A 17,857-nucleotide genomic window follows, 5' to 3' on the forward strand; every position below is an offset into this window, starting at 1 on the left:
TCCGCCATGGCCATCGACTATGCCCCTCCTGCTGTCCGACGCCTGCGCGTCTATGCATTCGATCCCCAGGCGGCAATCGATCTGAAGTCGGTCAAGTACGCTCATGCCATGATTGCCCTGCCGTGGGAGGAACCGTGGGAGGAGCCGCTGACCGCCGGGCCGGTCAACGACTATTTCGAAGTGATCGATGTCGATCCACCCAGCGGCCAGTTCTACGAAGCGGTCGATCTCAACCATCCGCATCTGCTGGCCCAGGACGGCCTGTCGCCGTCCGAGGGCAACCCGCAGTTTCACCAGCAGATGATTTTTGCCGTGGCGATGAAGACCGTGCGCCTGTTCGAGCGGGCGCTGGGCCGCAAGGTAATCTGGGCGCCGTGCTGGAATCCAGAATTGGAAAAATATGAGCCAGCCAAGAAGCTGAGAATCTACCCCCATGCTTTGCGCGAGGCCAATGCCTATTATTCAAAGGACAAGCACGCGCTTCTGTTCGGTTATTTCCGCGCCGCCAATGCGGCTGCCGGCGCCAGTTGGATTTTTACCGCCCTGTCGCACGATATCATTGCCCACGAAACGACCCACGCCATATTGGACGGTATTCATCGGCGCTACAGCGAATCGACAAGCCCGGACAGCCTGGCGTTTCACGAAGCCTTTGCCGATATCGTCGCCCTGTTCTCGCACTTCACCCTGTACGAAGCGGTGTATGACCAGATCGAGGCTCTGGGCGGTTCACTAAACCAGGAAAGCCTGTTAAGCGGCCTGGCCAGCCAATTCGCCTCGGCGATCAGTGGGCGGACGTCGTTGCGCCAGTATATCGACAAGGCGCCGGATCCGACCCTGCTCGACCGCACGACGGAACCGCACGACCGCGGCGCCATATTGGTGGCTGGCGTATTCGATGCCTTCCTTACCATCTATCGCAGGCGTACAGCGGATCTGTTGCGCATCGGCGGTGTGCGGCCCGGCAGCGGCCAGGCGTTGCATCCCGACCTGACGGCGCGATTGGCCAGGGAGGCTTCCAAGGCGGCCGATCACGTGCTGCGGATGTGTATTCGCGCTCTCGACTACATGCCGCCGGTTGACCCGCGCTTCGGCGAGTTCCTGCGCGCCGTTGTGACGGCCGATACTGACCTGATCCCTGACGACCGCCTCAACTACCGCCTGGCCTTTGTTGAAGCCTTTCGCCGGCGCGGCATACTGCCCGACAACTGCCTGTCGATTTCGCCAGACAATTTGTTGTGGGACAATGCCGAACAGATTCTGGGGAGGGCGATTATCGACGTCAGGGATATCAGCGACCTGCAGCTCGACCTGACGCCGCATTATGACCGTAACGACATTATTCGCGTGTCGGAAAAGAACCGCGGCAAGGTATGGAGCTGGCTGCTGTTGCCCGACCTGCGCGTCTTCATCCGAGGCCGGGAAAGCACGGCCAAGACCCTGGCGTTGAAACAGCGCTTGTGGACTCATTGGCAAGCAGCGGGCCGGATCTCCGGTCAGACGGCGGAAATCTTCACTGTTGCAGGACCCGACAGCGACAGCGAAGTCGACCTCGCCGGCTTGCAGGCCCTGCTGCAGGCCCTGCCGGGCGGCGAAGCGCTGGTCGCAGACATTCTCCGTATTGTCGGCACGGGGCACGTCGTCGGTCGCACGGGGTCGGACCAGGCGTGGGAAGAATGTCTTGGCCTTTATTTCAAGCGCCGACCGGACAGACCTTTGTACAGTATTGCCGACGGCGCGACCGGACCGGCGGTCGAGGTACACAGCGTACGTACAACGCGTCGCGCGGGCCCGGATGGCCAGGATGTCCGCCAACTCGTCGTCGAGGTCACGCAGAAACGTCGCGGATATTTCGACACCGACCAGCAGGCGCGCATCGACAGCGGCGCCGAACTCTATGACCCGCAAACCCATCCCAACGACTTTGTATTCCGCGGTGGCGCGACGCTGATTATCGATCTGCGGGAAAACAAGCTGCGCTACGTCATTCGCAAGCGCATCGACGACGATGTCCGTCTGCGCCAGCAGGGCGAGCACATGGGCACGCCGGATGGATTTGGCTTCACCTACACGCCGGGCGCCCACGGGGAGCCCTTTGCCATGACCCACAGAGGGCAGTGAGGACGACATGCCGACCAAAGCTTCTGCCGCCGCCGTCACTATCCGCATGTATCGCGGCCTCCTGGGCGATTTTTTCCTCGTCAGCCACACCGACGGCACACGCGCTTTTCGTATGTTGATCGATTGCGGCGTGCTGCAATGTATCGGAAGGGCCGAAGACAAGCCGTCCACGGCTACCGGCAAGTCGCGCATCATCGCCGGCGTCGAAGACCTGATGCACGATACCGGTGGCGTGCTCGACCTGGTCGTCGCAACGCACGAACATTACGACCACCTGTCGGGCTTCATCCTGGCCAATGACGCCTTTGCCGAGCTGAAGATCAAAAAGCTATGGATGGCGTGGACCGAAGACTATGCCGACGAATTCGCCAATGGCTACCGGACGAAGAAGGACAAGGCTGTGCAGGCGCTGACAGCCCTGACACAATCCAGTGCGCTTAACGCCAACCCCGGCCTGCAGACGGTTCGCGACCTGCTGCAGTTCTATGGCGACGTTAAGCCGCCCCGGGCGCTGGGCATGGCCGCCAGCCGTCTCGACGGCGAGGCGCCCGACCGACTGCGCGGCAATTCCAGTTGCCGGGACATACTCGACTGGCTGAAGGTTCGGGCCGGCGCCGAAAATGTCAGCTACCTTAAGCCCGGCCAGGCGGTGAAATGGGGCCTGGACGACGCCTTTCGCGCCTATGTCCTGGGCCCGCCGCGCGACGACACTCTACTGCGCCGGCTTGATCCCAGCAAAAAGGACGACAACGAAACCTATCTGGTCGAGCCGACCTATCTCACCCGGCCGGAGGAGGTTGAGACCATGGCCGGCCTGGCGGATCTCTACAGCGACGACGAAGAGGTGGCGGCCAAGGCGCGCAAGTACGAACAGCCGTTCGCGCGCGGTCACTGGCGTCGCTACGATGGTGCCGACCACCGTATCGCCGATGATGCCGTGGTGGCCCTTTATGAGAATGAAAAGCTGAAGGACCGGCGGATCGAGACAGAATGGCTCGACAGTGCCGAGAGCCTGGCGCTGAAGATAGACGGCGACGTCAACAATACGTCATTGGCCCTGGCGCTTGAACTGCCCGAAAAGCGCATGCTGCTCTTTCCCGGCGACGCCCAGGTCGGCAACTGGCTGTCGTGGGGGCGCCAGACCTATCCGGCCCATGACGGCGAAAATCCACCGCAGCTGACGATCCGGGATATCCTGCCCAATGTTGTTTTCTATAAGGTCGGGCACCATGCCAGCCATAATGCGACCCTGAAGGCCGAAGGACTGGAACTGATGACCCACAAGGCGTTGAGCGTCATGATCCCGCTTGTCGAAGCTACGGCGCGCGAACAGAAGACGGTTAATGCGACGGAGGGATGGAAAATGCCCTTTCCCAAGCTCTACGATCGCCTTCTCGCCATGACGCGCCACCGGGTTGTGCGTGGCGACGGCGCGACAGACCATGAACGCGCCGCCTTCACCGCCTCAGGCTCGATCTTCAAGCTGAAGTACGGCCCTGATGTTGCGGCTGGCGATCCGATATGGGTTGAGTTGAAGCTTTCGCTGTAAGCGCCGTCAGATCTTGATGATCCAGCCCTTGCGCCGCAGGGCTTCGCAGGCCAGCCAGACGCAGCCGATAAACAGCAGGACCGGCGTCAGGGCCGCGATGGGTTCATGGATATACGGCTTCAGGGCGTGATAGGACAGGGCGAACAGCGCCCAGGTCGGCATGCCGGCGCCCAGTTCGTCCAGTACATAGGCGGTAACGGCATTCAGCCCGATTGCCATGGGGAAGAGCAGCCATAGGCTACGCGTCTTGCCGTCGTCCAGCCAGGCGTGCAGGCCGGCCAGCAGCATGGTGGTCAAACCGCAGGTCACCAGCACGAAGGTGCTCGACCAGATGTCCTTGACGACTGGAAAGACAAAGCCCCAGGCAATCCCGGCGGTGAGCATGGCCAGTCCGGCCAGGGCCAGCCTTGAAGCTGCCTGACGTCCCTGCGTCTTTTGCAGGTATTCGCCGATCGCCACGCCGATCAGCCCGTGGGCAATGGCTGGAATCGTACCCAGCAAGCCTTCCGGATCATAGCCTTCCGGTCCCTGGACGTAGTTGTGCCCGCCGGCACCCAGCCAGACACGATCGAACGAGGCGACAAAATTATGCCCGCGCTGCCAGATATCCGTTGGTCCGCCGCCCAGTTGTGGCAACAAACATAGTGGCCAATAGGCCAGCAGCAGGCCACCGATCAGCGCCAGGCGCGTTTTCGGCCCGCACGTCAGATAGAGCAAGGCGCAGGCGCTATAGACCAGGCCTGTTCGCTGCAAAACGCCGAACAACCGCCAGGTCGTGGCGCTGAAATCGGCGAACCAGTCGAGATTGGCCAGCACGAAACCAAGCAGAAACAGCCGGAACGCCCGCCAGAAGATCTTCATGCCCTGGTCGGCCTTGAGCCCGTCAGCTTTTACACGCGACAGAGCCATCGGCACCGATACGCCCATCATCATCAGAAAGGCCGGAAACACCGTATCGGCAAAATGCAGGCCGTCCCACCGTTCATGCAGCAGTTGCGGAAAGACCTCGGCGCCCAGGCCCTCTTTCACGCCATCGGTGGCATTGGCCAGGATCATGCCGATCACGGCCAGGCCACGCAACACATCCAGCGAAACCAGACGCGGTCTTGATGCGTTTTGGGCATCGCTCATGATAGGACTTCCTTGTTGAAAAGGGTGGCGTTGCGGACCAGCGGCCGCGCCCAGAAGCTGAGGCTCAGCATGAAGCCCAGAGGGATGAAGACCAGCAGCAGGCCGATGCGCAACGAACTGTGCTCACTGACGGCCCCCACGATCAGAGGCAAGACGGCGCCGCCCAGAATGCCGGAACACAGTATGCCCGACAGGGCGCCGTGGTGTTTCGGGATCGAGTTCAGCGCCAGCGAAAAGATGATCGAGAACATGACCGACAAGCAAAAGCCGCACGCCGGAAAGGCCATCAGGCTGACCTGTGCCGGCCCGAACAGGGCCAGGGCCAGGCAGGCAGCGGCTGCCACGACGGCGCCGCGCAGCACGACCTTCGAATCGAGCAGTTTCAGCAAGCCCAGGCCCAGCAGGCAGCCGACCGACATCAGCCCCCAGAAATTGCCGACTTCAAGCGCGCCTGTCCGTGTCGGATCGACATGATGATAGGCGGCGAGAAATGGCGACATCCAATTGGCCAGAGATTGTTCGGTGCCGACATAGGCGGCGATGCCGATGAAAAACAGCCGTACATATTTGTCGCTCAGCAGTTCGACATAGACGGTCAGCGGGCCGCTCTTTTCGTCGGCCGCCAGTTCGAAATGTTTCAGATTAAGTGGAAGGGTGGCCAGCAGACTCAAGCCGAAAAGGGCGGCGAACAGCCAGTACAGCAAAACCCAGACCGGGCCATGGGCGACGTGCGGCAGATGCGCGTTGCCGGTCATGATGGCCGAAAAGACCATCGGGCTGACATAGGAGGCCAGGCCGAACACCAGTTGTCCCAGGACGGAAAAGAAGGCGAAATGCGCTTCCCCGCCGGCATTGCGCATCAGCGGATTGATAACGACCTGCAACATCGCCATGCCGATGCCGATGATGAACAGGGCGGCGAGGGCGGCCAGGTAGGTTGGATGCAGGGCAAAGCCCAGCGCGCCGACCAGATTGATGCCGAAGGCGCTTAACAGGGCGAAGCCTGGTCCGCGCGTCTCGATCACCACGCCGGCCGGTATCGACACCAGGCCGTAGGCGAGGAAAAACGAAAACGGCAGGACTCCGGCCAGGGTCAGGCTGAGGTGAAAGTCGCTGATGATCACCGGCATCAGGGGCCCGATGATATTGGTGACGAACGAAATCACGAACCAGACGCACAATATGTAGGCGACGATCAGCCCGCGGTTTGCCATGACATGTCTTTCGCAGGCGTGGCGCCGTCGAGGCGGCGCGGGAAGTGGCTGATGATCTGTGTCGCCGTGCGGCACCCCGCCGTCAGGGCGTCGCCCAGTACAGCACCCTGGGTGCAGGCATTGAGATAGCCGGCATTGAAGGCGTCGCCGGCGCCGACCGTATCGAAAATCTCCGCGGCAGGCGGCGGCGCGGCGCGCGCGATCTCGCCGTTACGCGTCCCGATGGCGCCGTCGCGGCCGACCTTGGCGACCAGAGACGCGCCGGGAAGCAAGTCACCACTGAGCCGCGCCATGGCGGTTGTCAGATTGTCGCTTTCGCCCAGGCGCAGGATCTCGACCTCATTGAGCAGGACGTGATCGGCCAGGGCCAGCCATGACCGCACGTCCGCGATCACCGCGTCTGTCCAGCCCTCCGGCGGCCAACCTGTGTCGAGCGCAATACGATAGCCCAGGTCGCGACCCTGTTGCAAAATCCGGCCGTAGTCCCGGCGCAACCTCGGCAACAGGAACACGCCCGTCAGCAGCAGGATATCGCCGTCACGGGCCGGTGGCAGCACAGGTTGATCCTGAAGCTCGAGATGGCCGCGGGTGGTGAAAAAGGTGCGCTCAGCCCCCTCATGCAGCAATCCGACCGACAGGCTGGTTGCCGCCGCGCAAACGCTCAGCTCCGCCTCGATATCGCCGAACTGGTCTTTCAGCCACTGTCCCAAGGCGTCGTTGCCGATCGCCGACACGAGCCGCGCCGGCACGCCGAGATGGCGCAGGGCCAGGGCGGTATTACCGGCCGATCCGCCGGCGCGCATGTCGCTGCGCGGCATCAGGGTCTCGGTTCCCGGCTGGGGCCATTGGTCCAGGGGACCCATGACCAGGTCGATCCCGCTATCGCCGAGGATTGTCACGGCAGGCGCAGCGCGCAAAGGTATTTCAGGTCTGAAGTTCATTATCAGGCTCGTTGGGCCATACCTATTGGGAAAGGGCGGAGGCGCCGTTCCATCGACAGGCTATGTCACAGATCGACGGCCTGTCAATTATTAAATCCAACGAGTGTGTTTAATATTTGTTGCCGTGATGCCACATAAACCTTGCCATGATCTCGTCCTCTGGGGAATAATTGGTCCTATCCGACCGACACCACAAAAGCCGGCGAAACAGGAGACGGAGCCCTAACATGGTTAGCCGCGGCACGACCCAGCAATCCAGCGCTCCGTTCAACCGTCGCATCGTGCTGGACGTTATCCGCCGGCAGGTCACGGCCTCGCGCAAGGACATTATCGACAAGGTTGGTCTAAGCCCGCAGACCATCGCCAACATCACCCAGGACCTCGAAGACCTCAACCTGATCGTCTCGAAACGGCAAAAGGGCGACGGGTTGCGCGGCCAGCCGCCGATGTCGTTCGAGCTCAATCCGGACGGCGGCGACGCCATCGGGATCAGCCTGGAGCTGAACCACATCGCTTCGGCGCGGGTCAATCTGATCGGCGAAATGCGCGACCGTCGCGAGGTCAGTGTCGACCTGCGCGACCCGACAACCGCCCTGGTAGCGATGATCAAGCAGGTCGAGGCCTTGCGCGAGCAGGGACGCCATCCCGATCGCATCTGGGGCGTGGGGGTCGCCATGCCGGGCCCGTTCGATGCGCCGGACCTCAGCTTCAAGGGGCCGACCGTCTTCGAAAAATGGCGTGGGCTGGAAATCTTCACCGCCCTGGAAGAGGCCGTCAACCTGCCGGTCTTTTATAATGTCGACAGCGTTGCCGGCGCGGTCGGCGAATCCCTGTTCGGCGCGACGCGCGACATCAACCGGTTCTTCTACCTCTATATGGGCGCGGGGCTGGGCGGCGCCCTGATGATCGATCGCGCCGCCTACGCCGGGGCGAATGGCAATGCCACCGAAATCGGCCATATTCCGGTCGAACGCGATGGCCGTGCCTGCAGTTGCGGCAACCGGGGTTGCCTGGAGACCTATCTGTCGCTGCATGCCCTGTCGGAAACCGTGGTCGGGCAGGGCGCCCTTTTGTCGTCCGACGACATCACGCGCCGCCTCAACGAAAACGATCCGGCCATCCACGACTGGTGCCGCTCGGTCGCACCCTATCTGCGCCAGGCGGTCTGCACGGTCGAAAACATGCTCGACCCGGAAACCATTGTGCTGGGCGGCGCCGCACCGCCGGCCCTGTGGCAGGCCCTGATGGACCACGCCCAGCCGTGGCTGCATTCGGTGCGCAGCGGCGGGGCGCGCGAATCCGGCCGTGTCGTCATCTCGGCCCAGGCTGGCGACAGCGCGCTGCTGGGGGCGGCTGTCCTGCCGATCTACGAAAAGCTGACGCCGCGCATGGAGGTCCTGACTCAGGGCCGGGCAGAGGAGCCCGAAACCCCGCGCGAAAAAACCGTTCGGCGGTTTGGAATTTAAGAATTTTGAACCGCAGATTTCGCAGATTGACGCAGATTTTTCAGAATATCTCCGACTCTGAACGCGCCAAACTGAAGCCATTGCGCGAAGCGCTTTGACACGCCGACTTCATTTTCAGCAGCAGGACAAGCTCCGAAAAAATCTGCGTCAATCGGCGAAATCTGCGGTTAGATCCTTTTCGATATAATAAATACATCCGTTGGAAGTATATATTGACAAGCCCGTAACCTTGCGACAAATTGCTCTCAAAACGGGGCTGCGAAACGCGGCGAGAAAGAGGGCACTTCCATGACACGACACAATTTAGGCCGCACGCGCGCCTTGCTGATGATCACAACCGCTCTGGGCCTGATGGCCGCGCCGGCCTTCGCCCAGGACACGGCGACGACCACAGCGACCACCACCGACACCGGCATCACCGAAGTCGTCGTCACCGCCTCGAAACGTGAAACCAAGCTGCTGAAGACGCCGCTCGCCGTGTCGGCCCTGACCCAGGACGCCCTCGACAAGCAGGGAATCGACGATGTCCGCGGCCTGGCGACGTCCGTGCCCAACCTGCAGATGGGCGCCAATGGCGATTCCAGCACGGCGATCAGCCTGCGCGGCGTTACCTCGACCGATACCACCGAAGTCGCCGAAGCGGCGGTGTCGGTGCACCAGGACGGCTTCTATTCTCCCCGGCCACAAGGCGCTCTGGCCCTGATGTATGACGTCGAGCGCGTCGAGGTTCTGCGCGGACCGCAGGGCACCCTGTTCGGTATGAACTCGCCCGGCGGTGTCATCAACGTCATCCCCGCCAAGCCGAAATTCTCGCAGTATTTCGGCAAGGTCGATGCTGGCCTCGGCAGCTTCAACGGCCGTGCCGTCCACGCCATGTACAATTTCGGTTTCAACGATACCTTCGCCGTCCGCGCCACCTACACGATGAACCAACACGACGGCTATGGCAGCCAGGTCCAGGATTTTACCGATATCGCCTCACCCGCCAACGGCATTGCGCTGGATGGCATCCCTGATGTCGACCAGCGCTACAACCATCCGGTCTCGGCGAAGGACGAATACAACAATGCCGACGAGTGGGCGGCCCGCCTGATCGCTCGCTGGCGTCCCACGGACAATCTGGAACTGACCGCAACGGTGTCGCGCTTTGCCGACAACGGCGCAGGCGAACATAACTATGTCGACTGCGATTCGGCTGTCGGTACGGCCGCCGCCTGCGACCATCCGCTGCGCTACCTGAAGATCAATGTCCCGGGCTTTGTCCGCATGACGCTGGACGATTATCAGTTCAAGGCGGCCTACAATATCAATGACGACATGGTGCTCGAATATCGTGGCGGCTTTGAGGACGAGCGCCGCCACCAGTTGACCGACGACGACGGCGGTTTCTATGCGCCCGCCGAATGGTCATCGATCGGCGAGCCCCAGACGCCGGAACAGGCAGCCACCCTCTATTATCCGGTCCAGGACAATACCAGCGCCACCCAGAGCAGCAACTACCGTTCGATGACGCACGAGATCCAGCTCAAGTCGAGCGGCGATCACCGCCTCAACTATGTCGTTGGCGCCTTCTATCTCTATGAGCACAAGCAGATCCTTTACAGCCAGGATTTCATCGAGAACAAGACCTACGATGCCGACTCGGATTCGCTGATCGACGGCCTGCCGTTCGGCGTCGTCTACGACCAGCGCGACCGCACGACCGAATCGAAGGCGCTGTTCGGCCAGTTCGATTACAAGCTGACCGACACCCTGACCCTGACGGCCGGCGGGCGTTATTCGTGGGACAAGAAGGGCGACCACAATGGCTACGAATACGGCGACTGGACACCCAGCGACGCCTGGTACAACGGCCACTATTCGGCCACCGAAGTCCGCGCCCACCAGTCCAGCGACCTGGAATGGGATATGGGCCGCAATGCGCCGCTGGGCAGCGACGCCAACCCGCTGACCTATATTACCGACGCCGACAAGAGCTGGAACCAGGGCACCTATCGGCTGGGCGTCGAATACAATCCGTCGTCCAGGCACATGTTCTACGGATCGATCGCCACCGGCTACAAGATGGGCGGCATGTACGAAGCGGCCGACTTCTGCAACAATGGCTGTATCCAGATCCTCGAATATGGCCCCGAACACGTCACCAATTACGAGGCCGGCTATAAGGGCAAGCTGTTCGACAACCGCCTGCAACTGTCGGCGACCGCTTTCCTGAGCGACTATCACGACATGCAGAACACCGGCGACAAGGTGATCGGCATCGACACCAACCCGACCAGCCCGTCGCAGGGCCGCGCCGTCACCGCCTGGACGACCGACAACCTGCCGCTGGCCCGTATCGAAGGTGTCGAGCTGGAATTCGACGCCAAGCCGTGGGCCCACGGCCAGCTCGGCGGCTATATCTCATGGCTGCACACCGAGGTTATCGAAGGCACGCTGATCGACGAATATGCCTGCGCCGAACGGACCATCTTCGGGCAACCGGAATGCGGCGCGCCCGACGAGCAGGTCAGCATCAAGGGCCACCAACTGCCCTTCGCCCCGGAATGGTCGCTCAGCGTCCATTATCAGCATGATATCACGCTCGGTAATGGACTGGAGATCGAACCCTATATCCTGATGCACTGGCAGAGCCGGATGTGGCTCGACGTCGCCAACTTTAACGGCGATCACCTGGCGCAGAAGCAGGACGATTATGCCAAATTCGACGCCAATATCCGCATCACCCCGCCGTCGGCAAAATACTATGTCGAGATCTACGGCGAGAACCTGACCAACGAAGCGACCAAGAACTTCCAGTCGCTCGACCAGGGCCATATCCGCGCCAGCTACGACGCTCCGCGCACCCTGGGGGTTCGCCTCGGCTTTGATTTCTGATACCGGGTAACCCGACCCGGCCCTCCGGCCTGGGTATGGTGAGACGTGCCCCAGGTTTTCCCTAGCCTGGGGCACGCTCGTGCCATCACATTGGAGCTGACGTGACGTTTGCGAAAATTCTAATCCCGCTGTTCATCGCCGTTATGGCATCAAGCGTCGCCGCGGAACCGGCCCACACGATTCTCGCCAAGCCTCCGGAAAGCCTGAGCCTGACCGCATCGAAGGGCAGCGACTTCTATGTCCCGGCGGACGGGAGCCCGCCGAGCGTCACGGCGCCTCTGGTCTTGTTCCCCGTCACCGGCGATTTCATCTTCGCCGCCAGGGTCGACATTCCGTTCCAGAACACCTTCGACGGCGCCGCCTTGATGCTCTATGCCGACGACGGCCATTGGGCCAAGTTCCTGGTGGAGCGCTCGCAACCGGGCATGGAAGGCGTCACTTCGACCGTCGTCAAGACAACCGGTGACGACGCCTACCACGTCTTTCTCAAGCCCGGCGAGACCGCGATCTGGCTGAAGATCACCCGTGCTGGCGACATGTTCTGCCTCTATACTTCGCTGGACGGCGCCCGTTGGACGATCGCCCGCGACTTCGTTTTCACGTCGCCGTCGCCCCTGATGGCTGGTTTCGAGGCACAGTCGCCGTTGGGGGAAACCGTCACGGCGCAGTTCGATCATATTCGTTTCGAAAGCCGCACGCCGAAGGACTACTGGCAAGGGGAATAAACGTCAAAACCACTTGCGCCAGATCGCCACGGCTATGATGCCGGCCGTGAAAACGAACATGGCAATTGTAACGTAAACGAAACCCTGGACTCCGGAATGCATGAACGGCGTTTCGAAATTCATGCCGAATATGCTGGCGGTCGCGCCGATGACCCCTGTTACCACAGTGACGATGGTCAAGGCCCTGACCAATTGGTTGGTCTCCTGCGCCACCCGCGTTGTGTACAGGTCGAAACTGCCGATAATGGTTTCGCGCGCTTGCGCCACGCCGTCCTTGAGCCGTTCATGCGCGCGAGCCAGGCCTTCGAAAAAGCTGTGATCCGACGCATTGATATGGGTAAAGAAGTCCGGCCGCGTCAGGGCGTGGACCGTGTCCCCGGTCACATCCAGGGTCAGGCGCAGGGTAGACACCTGACGCCGCAGCACCGCCAGGGTCTGTAACGGCGCCTTCTTCTCGCGCGCGGTCATGATCTCGTCGTCCAGCTTGTCGATCGCCTTGTCGATCTGCGACAACTCCGTGCGGTAGCTGTCGAGCAGTTCAGACAGCAACGCAACCGCCAGGGCCGAAGGCGTCATGCGGCCATTCAATGTCTCGCCACGATCGGTCTCAATAAAGCGATCCATAAAGGCTGGCCGTGGATCGCTTAGCGTCACGAGCCAGGTTTTGCCGACGACGACGCCCAGTAGCCGTGACCGGCCATTGGCGCGCTCAGGCAAAAGAGGGACAGTAAATCGGTAGACGGGGCCCATGATTTCGAGGCTGCTGGCGCCCAGATCCTCGGACAAGGCCGTCTTGATGTCCCTGGGTAGCTGTTTGAGCGCCCGCAATTCTTCGATCGGCCCGTCGATCCACAACAACTGATCCTTGCCGAGCGTCTTTGTCGCCGCATCGGCCACGACGATCTCTTCGTCGTGGCCGGCGGCGTTATAGAGCAGGGCTCGGATCGTCACGGCTGTCTTTAGATCAAGCGTGGGCTTTGGCGGCCTCGGCAGGCGAATCGGCGACGCCGCCCTTGGTAATCAGGGTTTCTTCGGCAAAGGTCGGAACGCCGGCCGCCTTCAATTCTTCCTTGCGGGCCAGCATGTCGGCGCCGATTGCCTTGAAGTCGAGGTCGAGCTTGCGCGCTTCGACAAACATCTCGGTCTCTTCTTCCTTGACGTGATGCTCGATGTTCTCGGCCAGGACGGTGAACTTGCCTTCCCAGTGATCGTCCGACGCCTTCATGGTTTCCAGCTCGGCGATCAACAGCTTGGCGACGTGGTGTTCTTCGTCGGCCTCGTTCATCATGTCGGTGGCTTCGGTCTTGCCCAAGGCCTTTTTGAAGGCTTTGCGTACGATGGGATAGAAGATTTCTTCCTCGATCGTGGCATGGATCTTCAGCTCGGTGATCGCCTTGGCGACCAGCTTGGCCTTTTCGGCCTTGGAGTCGGACTTTTCGAACTGGTCGAACAGGCCCTTGACCAGCTTGTGATCGTCTTTCAGCAGGGTAATGGCGTCGGTCGTGCTCATGGCAAAATGCCCCTTTTGGGATAGCGTTAAAAACAGCATCCACGTTAGGGTCTTTGTCGTTATGTTGCTGTCGGTATTGCCGGCGTATTTATAATGAAGCCATTGCTCACAGCCGATCTGAAATCCGCCTCTTCCCGTCGCTTTACGGGGAGAGGCCGGCGAGCTTGCGAGCCGGGTGAGGGGCCCTTTCTTTCGAGCCACTGTCCGCCCCCTGGGCGTGACAAACCTACCGCCGCTGAGCCAGAAAGAACCGCACCATTTCCGCGCTGGCATCCGGACCACGCGGATCGATGTAGGATCCGGCGCTACTGCCGCCCGACCAGGCATGACCTGCTCCATGCACGACCCAGTGTTCGGCGATCGGTACGCCGTGAGTGTTGCTCTGTACCGTTCGACTATAGCGCACGCCGCTTTCAGACGTGCCGGATGCACGAGACACCTTAAAGCCGGTCGGTGATCCCGCAATAAGATGTTCACCGTTCTTGCTGTGCACCGTGGTATCGGCATCGCCATGGAAAACGATCGTCGCCACCGATCCGGGATTGCGCCTCCGTCCTCCTGCGGCCCCTTGGCTCATGGCGGTAAAGGCGGACGGCATGTCATGCGCCGCGCCAACGGGCAATCCGGAATGGACACCGACCGCGGCAAAGAGGTCAGGGTAGGCCGCGCCCATGATCGCCGCCATGGCGCCACCGGCCGACAATCCGGCAATAAAGACGCGCGCCGGGTCGATTGCACGTTGGGCCATGATCTGACGCGTGAGGCCGGCGATGATGGCTGGCTCACCCAGGTCACGCTGCTGATCGGCCGTGTTGAACCAGTTCCAGCACCGGTTCATATTGGCCGCCTGGCTCTGGGCCGGATAGGCGACCAGGAAGCCATGAGTTTCGGCCAGTTCGTTCATGCGCGTGCCGGCGGCAAAATCCTCGGGCGACTGGGTGCAGCCGTGCAGCATGATAATCAGCGGCGCTGCTTGCCCCTTGAGACTGGCCGGCACATACAGCCGGTAACTGCGGCTGCCCGCCGGGTCGGAATAGCTTAGTTCGTCGAAGGTTGCGCCTTCCGGCAAAGAGACCTGTTGACCAGCGCCGAAAATGCCGGCTTTACCTGCCGCGACGTGGCGGCTGACCAGCTCTGCCAGACCGTTGAACCTGGGCTTGGCAGGCCGATTTTCCTTTGTCGTCGAGCTTTCCGCGCTAGCCTCAAAAGCCGCAGCCCATGCGCCTGACGCCTTGTTCTGCACCATCTCGATAAACGACTCCGCGTCCGGCGGAGTCTCGCTGGCTTCGGGTGCGGGCCTGCCGCGCAGCGCGGCTACGGCCTCGTTCAGCTTTCCGAGCTTGGTCAGTCGCGTCGCCTCGGTAATGTTGAAGGGCAGTTTCATAGGATACTCCAGATACTTAACGCATACGGTCGCGAAGCGCGGCCTTGATGTCGGGTGACGCCTGCAGCGCACCCAGGATGTGAAGGGAAGCGATGGTGGCGCGCGCCAGTTCGGGCGTGACGTCGGCGGCAATCGAGGCCAGCCCCAACACGTGGATATGCAGGCTTTCTCCGCGCGCCTGCACGGCTTCGAGGTCACGGCGGGTAAAATGGCGAAGGCCCAGATCGAGTTCGCGCCGTGCGATCGATTGTTTTACCGCGTCACCATGTTGCGCCAGCTGGTTGCGAATGGCCGTGCGGATAAAGTCCGTGCGGTTGGCGTAGAAGGCTTCTGCGACCAAAAGGTCGATATGGCCCAGATCGACAAAGCCGAGATTGATCGTGATCTTCTCGCTGTCGGGCGTTTTGGGTTTGTCTATCGTATCCATCAAAACCATCCATACACCATCTGTCTGGATGGTATATGGATGGTTTACTAATGCGTTCAAGGGCGAAGACCGGCTTTTGTGCATTTTTTTCCGACGCGGCTTTCTCACGGTCTTTGTAACGTGCGGTGTAGGGTTGCCGCGACTATGGTCAGGTTTTCGCCGGAGGCTTGACCATGACCTTTTCACGCGGCCTGCTGGCCGGTATCAGCGCTATAGCGCTTCTGGCCCTGGCGCCGATGGCCCAGGCCGCCGACACCTATTATGCCGCGCAGAACAAGGAGCGCGAGCACCAGCAATATATCCAGCAGCAGGAAGACTCGATCTACCGCTCGCAGATCGACGACATCCATAACCGCCAGCAAAGCCAGACAAATAGCTATGGCGGCACAGGTGCACCTGCCGCGCCTGTCAAACGCGATGTCGTGGCGACCTATACCTATATCGTCTATCAGCATGGCGACCCTGTGCCGGAATATACCGCACGGGCCAATGGCGGCGATGCAGAGGCGGCGCGCGGCCTCGGCGAGATGTACGCCACAGGCTTCGGCGCGACACAGAGCGACCAGACCTCGGCCTATTGGTACGGCAAGGCGGCGGACCTGGGCGATACCGAAAGCCAGGCCATCTACGGCATGCTGCTGGCCACCGGCCGCGGCGTGGCGAAGGACCCGGCCCGCGCCGTGCGCTATCTGAAGGCGGCCTCCGACAAGGGCGATATCCGGGCCACGACCAATCTGGCCCTGGCCTATGAAACGGGAGAGGGTGTGGCGTATGATGCCGCCGAGGCCGCACGGCTGTACCGTATCGCCGCCGAGCAAGGCGATGCCGCCGGTGAGGCTGGCCTGGGCAAGTTCGTGCTGCTGGGCGAAGGCGTGCCGCAGGACATGGCTTACGGCGCGCAGCTGATGAAGGCCGCGGCGGCTCAGGGCAATACCTATGGCATGACCATCTACGCCATCATGCTGGCGACGGGGCAGGGGGGGCTGGACGTCGACAAGCCTGAGGCTTTCCGCATCCTGTCGCGGGCGGCGCAGGCCGGAAGCACCATGGCCATGGCGCGGCTGGGGACCTTCTATTTCTCGGGAACCGGCACGGCGGTCGATCAGGACCAGGCGATGGCCTGGTGGGAAAAAGCGGCGGCCCAGGGTGAAGAAATCGAAGCCCTGGCTCAGCTGGCCATCGTCTATTACAACGGCATGGGCGTGCCGGTCGACAAGCAGAAGGCACTGGGTTATGCGCGCCGGGCAGCGGCGCGGGGCGACGAAGAAATGGCCGGCATGGTCACCGAACTCGAAGGGATGCAAGCCGCCGCCAATCCGTTGCAGGACAAGATCGATGCGGCCAATGGCGGCGATGGGGCGGCGGCTTTCATGGTCTCCACGGCCTACTATACTGGCAACATGGTGGCCAAGGACCCGGTACAGGAGGAGTTTTGGCTCCGTAAGTCGGCCGAGCTCGGCTACGGGCCGGCGGAACTGACCCTGGCTGTGGCGCTGATACAGGGCAACGGCATGGCAGCCGATCCTATCGAAGCGGTCAAATGGGTGCAAAAGGCGGTGGATGAAGGCTTTGCCGACGCCTATGTGATGATGGGACAGTTGTACGAGATGGGCATCGGCGTCGAAAAGGACAATGCCAAGGCGATGGCCTGGTATCGCGAAGCGCTGAAGCGCGGCGCCGATGGAGCGCAGGAGCGGATCGACGCTATGGGTGGATAGGGCCCGCACTATCGTTGCCTAATGCTGCTTTCAGCCACCTGCCAGGTCAGTTCAGCCGCTTCTGAAAGGCGTTTATGTCGCTCAGCAGACTCTTGCGCATGGCACGAACCAAGCCTTCAATGTCGCGGCATTGGTGTTGGACGGTCAGGATGAGGACGACATCCGGAAAAGCCTGATATATGACGAAATGTTTGCCGGCGGGCACCATCAGAAAGGGATAGGCACGCGGTTTGCGCCTCGTTCCTAATTCCGGCTTATCGGCAATCTTCGCGAAGACCTTATATATGTCGCTGACGTAACGCTCCGCCCTGTCTTCACCCCATTTTTGGGTCGACTGCTCCAATATTTGTCGCAAATCCGTGAGTGCACGGAGTGACAGACGATGATTCGCCGGCACTATTTCCAGCCCTCGGCTTCCCGCTTTGCAAACAAGGCCATGTCGGATTTGAAATCGCCGGTCGAGTCTATATATCGGCCCGCGGCATAATCGCGATAGCCTTCCAAAATGGCTTCACCCAGCCGATTGGCTTCATCAGCCATCCCTTCGCGTTTCTCCATATCGCGACGGATCAGGTCACGAATATATTCGCTTGGCGTTTCGTACAGGCCCTCATCACCGACCATGCGTTCGACGAAACTGGCGAGAGGGCCTGAGAGGCGGGCATTAATACGGGCTGTGGACATGATGTGCTCCTGACCAATTGGTAACACTTGTCGCCAAAAGGGTCAATTCTGTCGCCATCAGGATGCCAGCAGCCGCTGCTTAGGAACGGATCGGCGCATTGGGTGGATAA

The 17,857-nt window shown here is 61.3% G+C and carries 15 protein-coding genes; 6 read left to right on the plus strand and 9 right to left on the minus strand.

Features of this window, described 5'->3' with window-relative positions:
• The first annotated feature begins 6 nt into the window (after positions 1-6).
• The gene (locus AC1DXO_RS07700; RefSeq protein ID WP_476977534.1) at positions 7-2,121 is read left to right on the plus strand and encodes a hypothetical protein; all 2,115 of its coding nucleotides are present in this window, start codon (positions 7-9) and stop codon (positions 2,119-2,121) included.
• A gap of 7 nt (positions 2,122-2,128) precedes the next feature.
• Positions 2,129-3,670 (plus strand): ComEC/Rec2 family competence protein, encoded by a 1,542-nt coding sequence (locus tag AC1DXO_RS07705; RefSeq protein ID WP_476977535.1) that lies wholly within the window; start codon positions 2,129-2,131, stop codon positions 3,668-3,670.
• Positions 3,671-3,676: 6 nt separating this feature from the next.
• On the opposite strand, the gene AC1DXO_RS07710 is transcribed toward AC1DXO_RS07705, so the two are convergent.
• From AC1DXO_RS07710 to AC1DXO_RS07720, 3 genes are read right to left on the minus strand one after another with little or no spacing between them, the layout of a single operon-like run.
• On the minus strand, positions 3,677-4,801 hold the full coding sequence (locus AC1DXO_RS07710; protein WP_476977536.1) for an acyltransferase family protein: 1,125 nt from the start codon (positions 4,799-4,801) through the stop codon (positions 3,677-3,679).
• Positions 4,798-6,015 carry an MFS transporter gene (locus AC1DXO_RS07715; protein WP_476977537.1) on the minus strand — a complete coding sequence of 406 codons (1,218 nt, stop codon included), beginning with the start codon at positions 6,013-6,015 and terminating at the stop codon, positions 4,798-4,800. The genes AC1DXO_RS07710 and AC1DXO_RS07715 overlap by 4 nt, the downstream gene beginning before the upstream one ends.
• Positions 5,997-6,956, minus strand: a complete 960-nt coding sequence (locus AC1DXO_RS07720; protein WP_476977538.1) for a carbohydrate kinase family protein — start codon at positions 6,954-6,956, stop codon at positions 5,997-5,999. The genes AC1DXO_RS07715 and AC1DXO_RS07720 overlap by 19 nt, the downstream gene beginning before the upstream one ends.
• Positions 6,957-7,183: 227 nt before the next feature.
• Between AC1DXO_RS07720 and AC1DXO_RS07725 the strand changes: the two genes are divergently transcribed.
• From AC1DXO_RS07725 to AC1DXO_RS07735, 3 genes are all read left to right on the plus strand, one after another.
• Positions 7,184-8,422, plus strand: a complete 1,239-nt coding sequence (locus AC1DXO_RS07725; protein ID WP_476977539.1) for an ROK family transcriptional regulator — start codon at positions 7,184-7,186, stop codon at positions 8,420-8,422.
• A gap of 288 nt (positions 8,423-8,710) precedes the next feature.
• Positions 8,711-11,299 carry a TonB-dependent receptor gene (locus AC1DXO_RS07730; protein ID WP_476977540.1) on the plus strand — a complete coding sequence of 863 codons (2,589 nt, stop codon included), beginning with the start codon at positions 8,711-8,713 and terminating at the stop codon, positions 11,297-11,299.
• 101 nt (positions 11,300-11,400) lie between these two features.
• Positions 11,401-12,024: a DUF1349 domain-containing protein gene (locus tag AC1DXO_RS07735; protein ID WP_476977541.1), complete on the plus strand. Its 624-nt coding sequence runs from the start codon at positions 11,401-11,403 to the stop codon at positions 12,022-12,024.
• A 3-nt stretch (positions 12,025-12,027) separates the two neighbouring features.
• Here the strand turns inward: AC1DXO_RS07735 and AC1DXO_RS07740 are convergent, their stop codons facing one another.
• From AC1DXO_RS07740 to AC1DXO_RS07755, 4 genes are all read right to left on the minus strand, one after another.
• Positions 12,028-12,975: a magnesium transporter CorA family protein gene (locus AC1DXO_RS07740; RefSeq protein ID WP_476977542.1), complete on the minus strand. Its 948-nt coding sequence runs from the start codon at positions 12,973-12,975 to the stop codon at positions 12,028-12,030.
• 13 nt (positions 12,976-12,988) lie between these two features.
• Positions 12,989-13,534, minus strand: coding sequence for a hemerythrin domain-containing protein (locus AC1DXO_RS07745; RefSeq protein WP_476977543.1), 546 nt, complete (start codon positions 13,532-13,534; stop codon positions 12,989-12,991).
• 226 nt (positions 13,535-13,760) lie between these two features.
• Positions 13,761-14,918 carry an extracellular catalytic domain type 1 short-chain-length polyhydroxyalkanoate depolymerase gene (locus AC1DXO_RS07750; RefSeq protein ID WP_476977544.1) on the minus strand — a complete coding sequence of 386 codons (1,158 nt, stop codon included), beginning with the start codon at positions 14,916-14,918 and terminating at the stop codon, positions 13,761-13,763.
• A gap of 16 nt (positions 14,919-14,934) precedes the next feature.
• A complete protein-coding gene (locus AC1DXO_RS07755; RefSeq protein WP_476977545.1) occupies positions 14,935-15,345 on the minus strand; it encodes a CopG family transcriptional regulator in 411 nt (136 codons plus the stop codon).
• A gap of 173 nt (positions 15,346-15,518) precedes the next feature.
• Here AC1DXO_RS07755 and AC1DXO_RS07760 point away from each other — a divergent pair, with 173 nt between their 5' ends.
• Positions 15,519-17,063, plus strand: coding sequence for a tetratricopeptide repeat protein (locus tag AC1DXO_RS07760; RefSeq protein ID WP_476977546.1), 1,545 nt, complete (start codon positions 15,519-15,521; stop codon positions 17,061-17,063).
• 46 nt (positions 17,064-17,109) lie between these two features.
• Here the strand turns inward: AC1DXO_RS07760 and AC1DXO_RS07765 are convergent, their stop codons facing one another.
• Both AC1DXO_RS07765 and AC1DXO_RS07770 read right to left on the minus strand, forming a co-directional pair.
• Positions 17,110-17,460: a type II toxin-antitoxin system RelE/ParE family toxin gene (locus AC1DXO_RS07765; RefSeq protein WP_476977547.1), complete on the minus strand. Its 351-nt coding sequence runs from the start codon at positions 17,458-17,460 to the stop codon at positions 17,110-17,112.
• On the minus strand, positions 17,460-17,747 hold the full coding sequence (locus AC1DXO_RS07770) for a ribbon-helix-helix domain-containing protein (RefSeq protein ID WP_476977548.1): 288 nt from the start codon (positions 17,745-17,747) through the stop codon (positions 17,460-17,462). Before AC1DXO_RS07770 ends, AC1DXO_RS07765 begins: the two co-directional genes overlap by 1 nt.
• Between the last annotated feature and the right edge of the window lie 110 nt (positions 17,748-17,857).

It is taken from the genome of Asticcacaulis sp. P2_C5, from assembly GCF_056404555.1.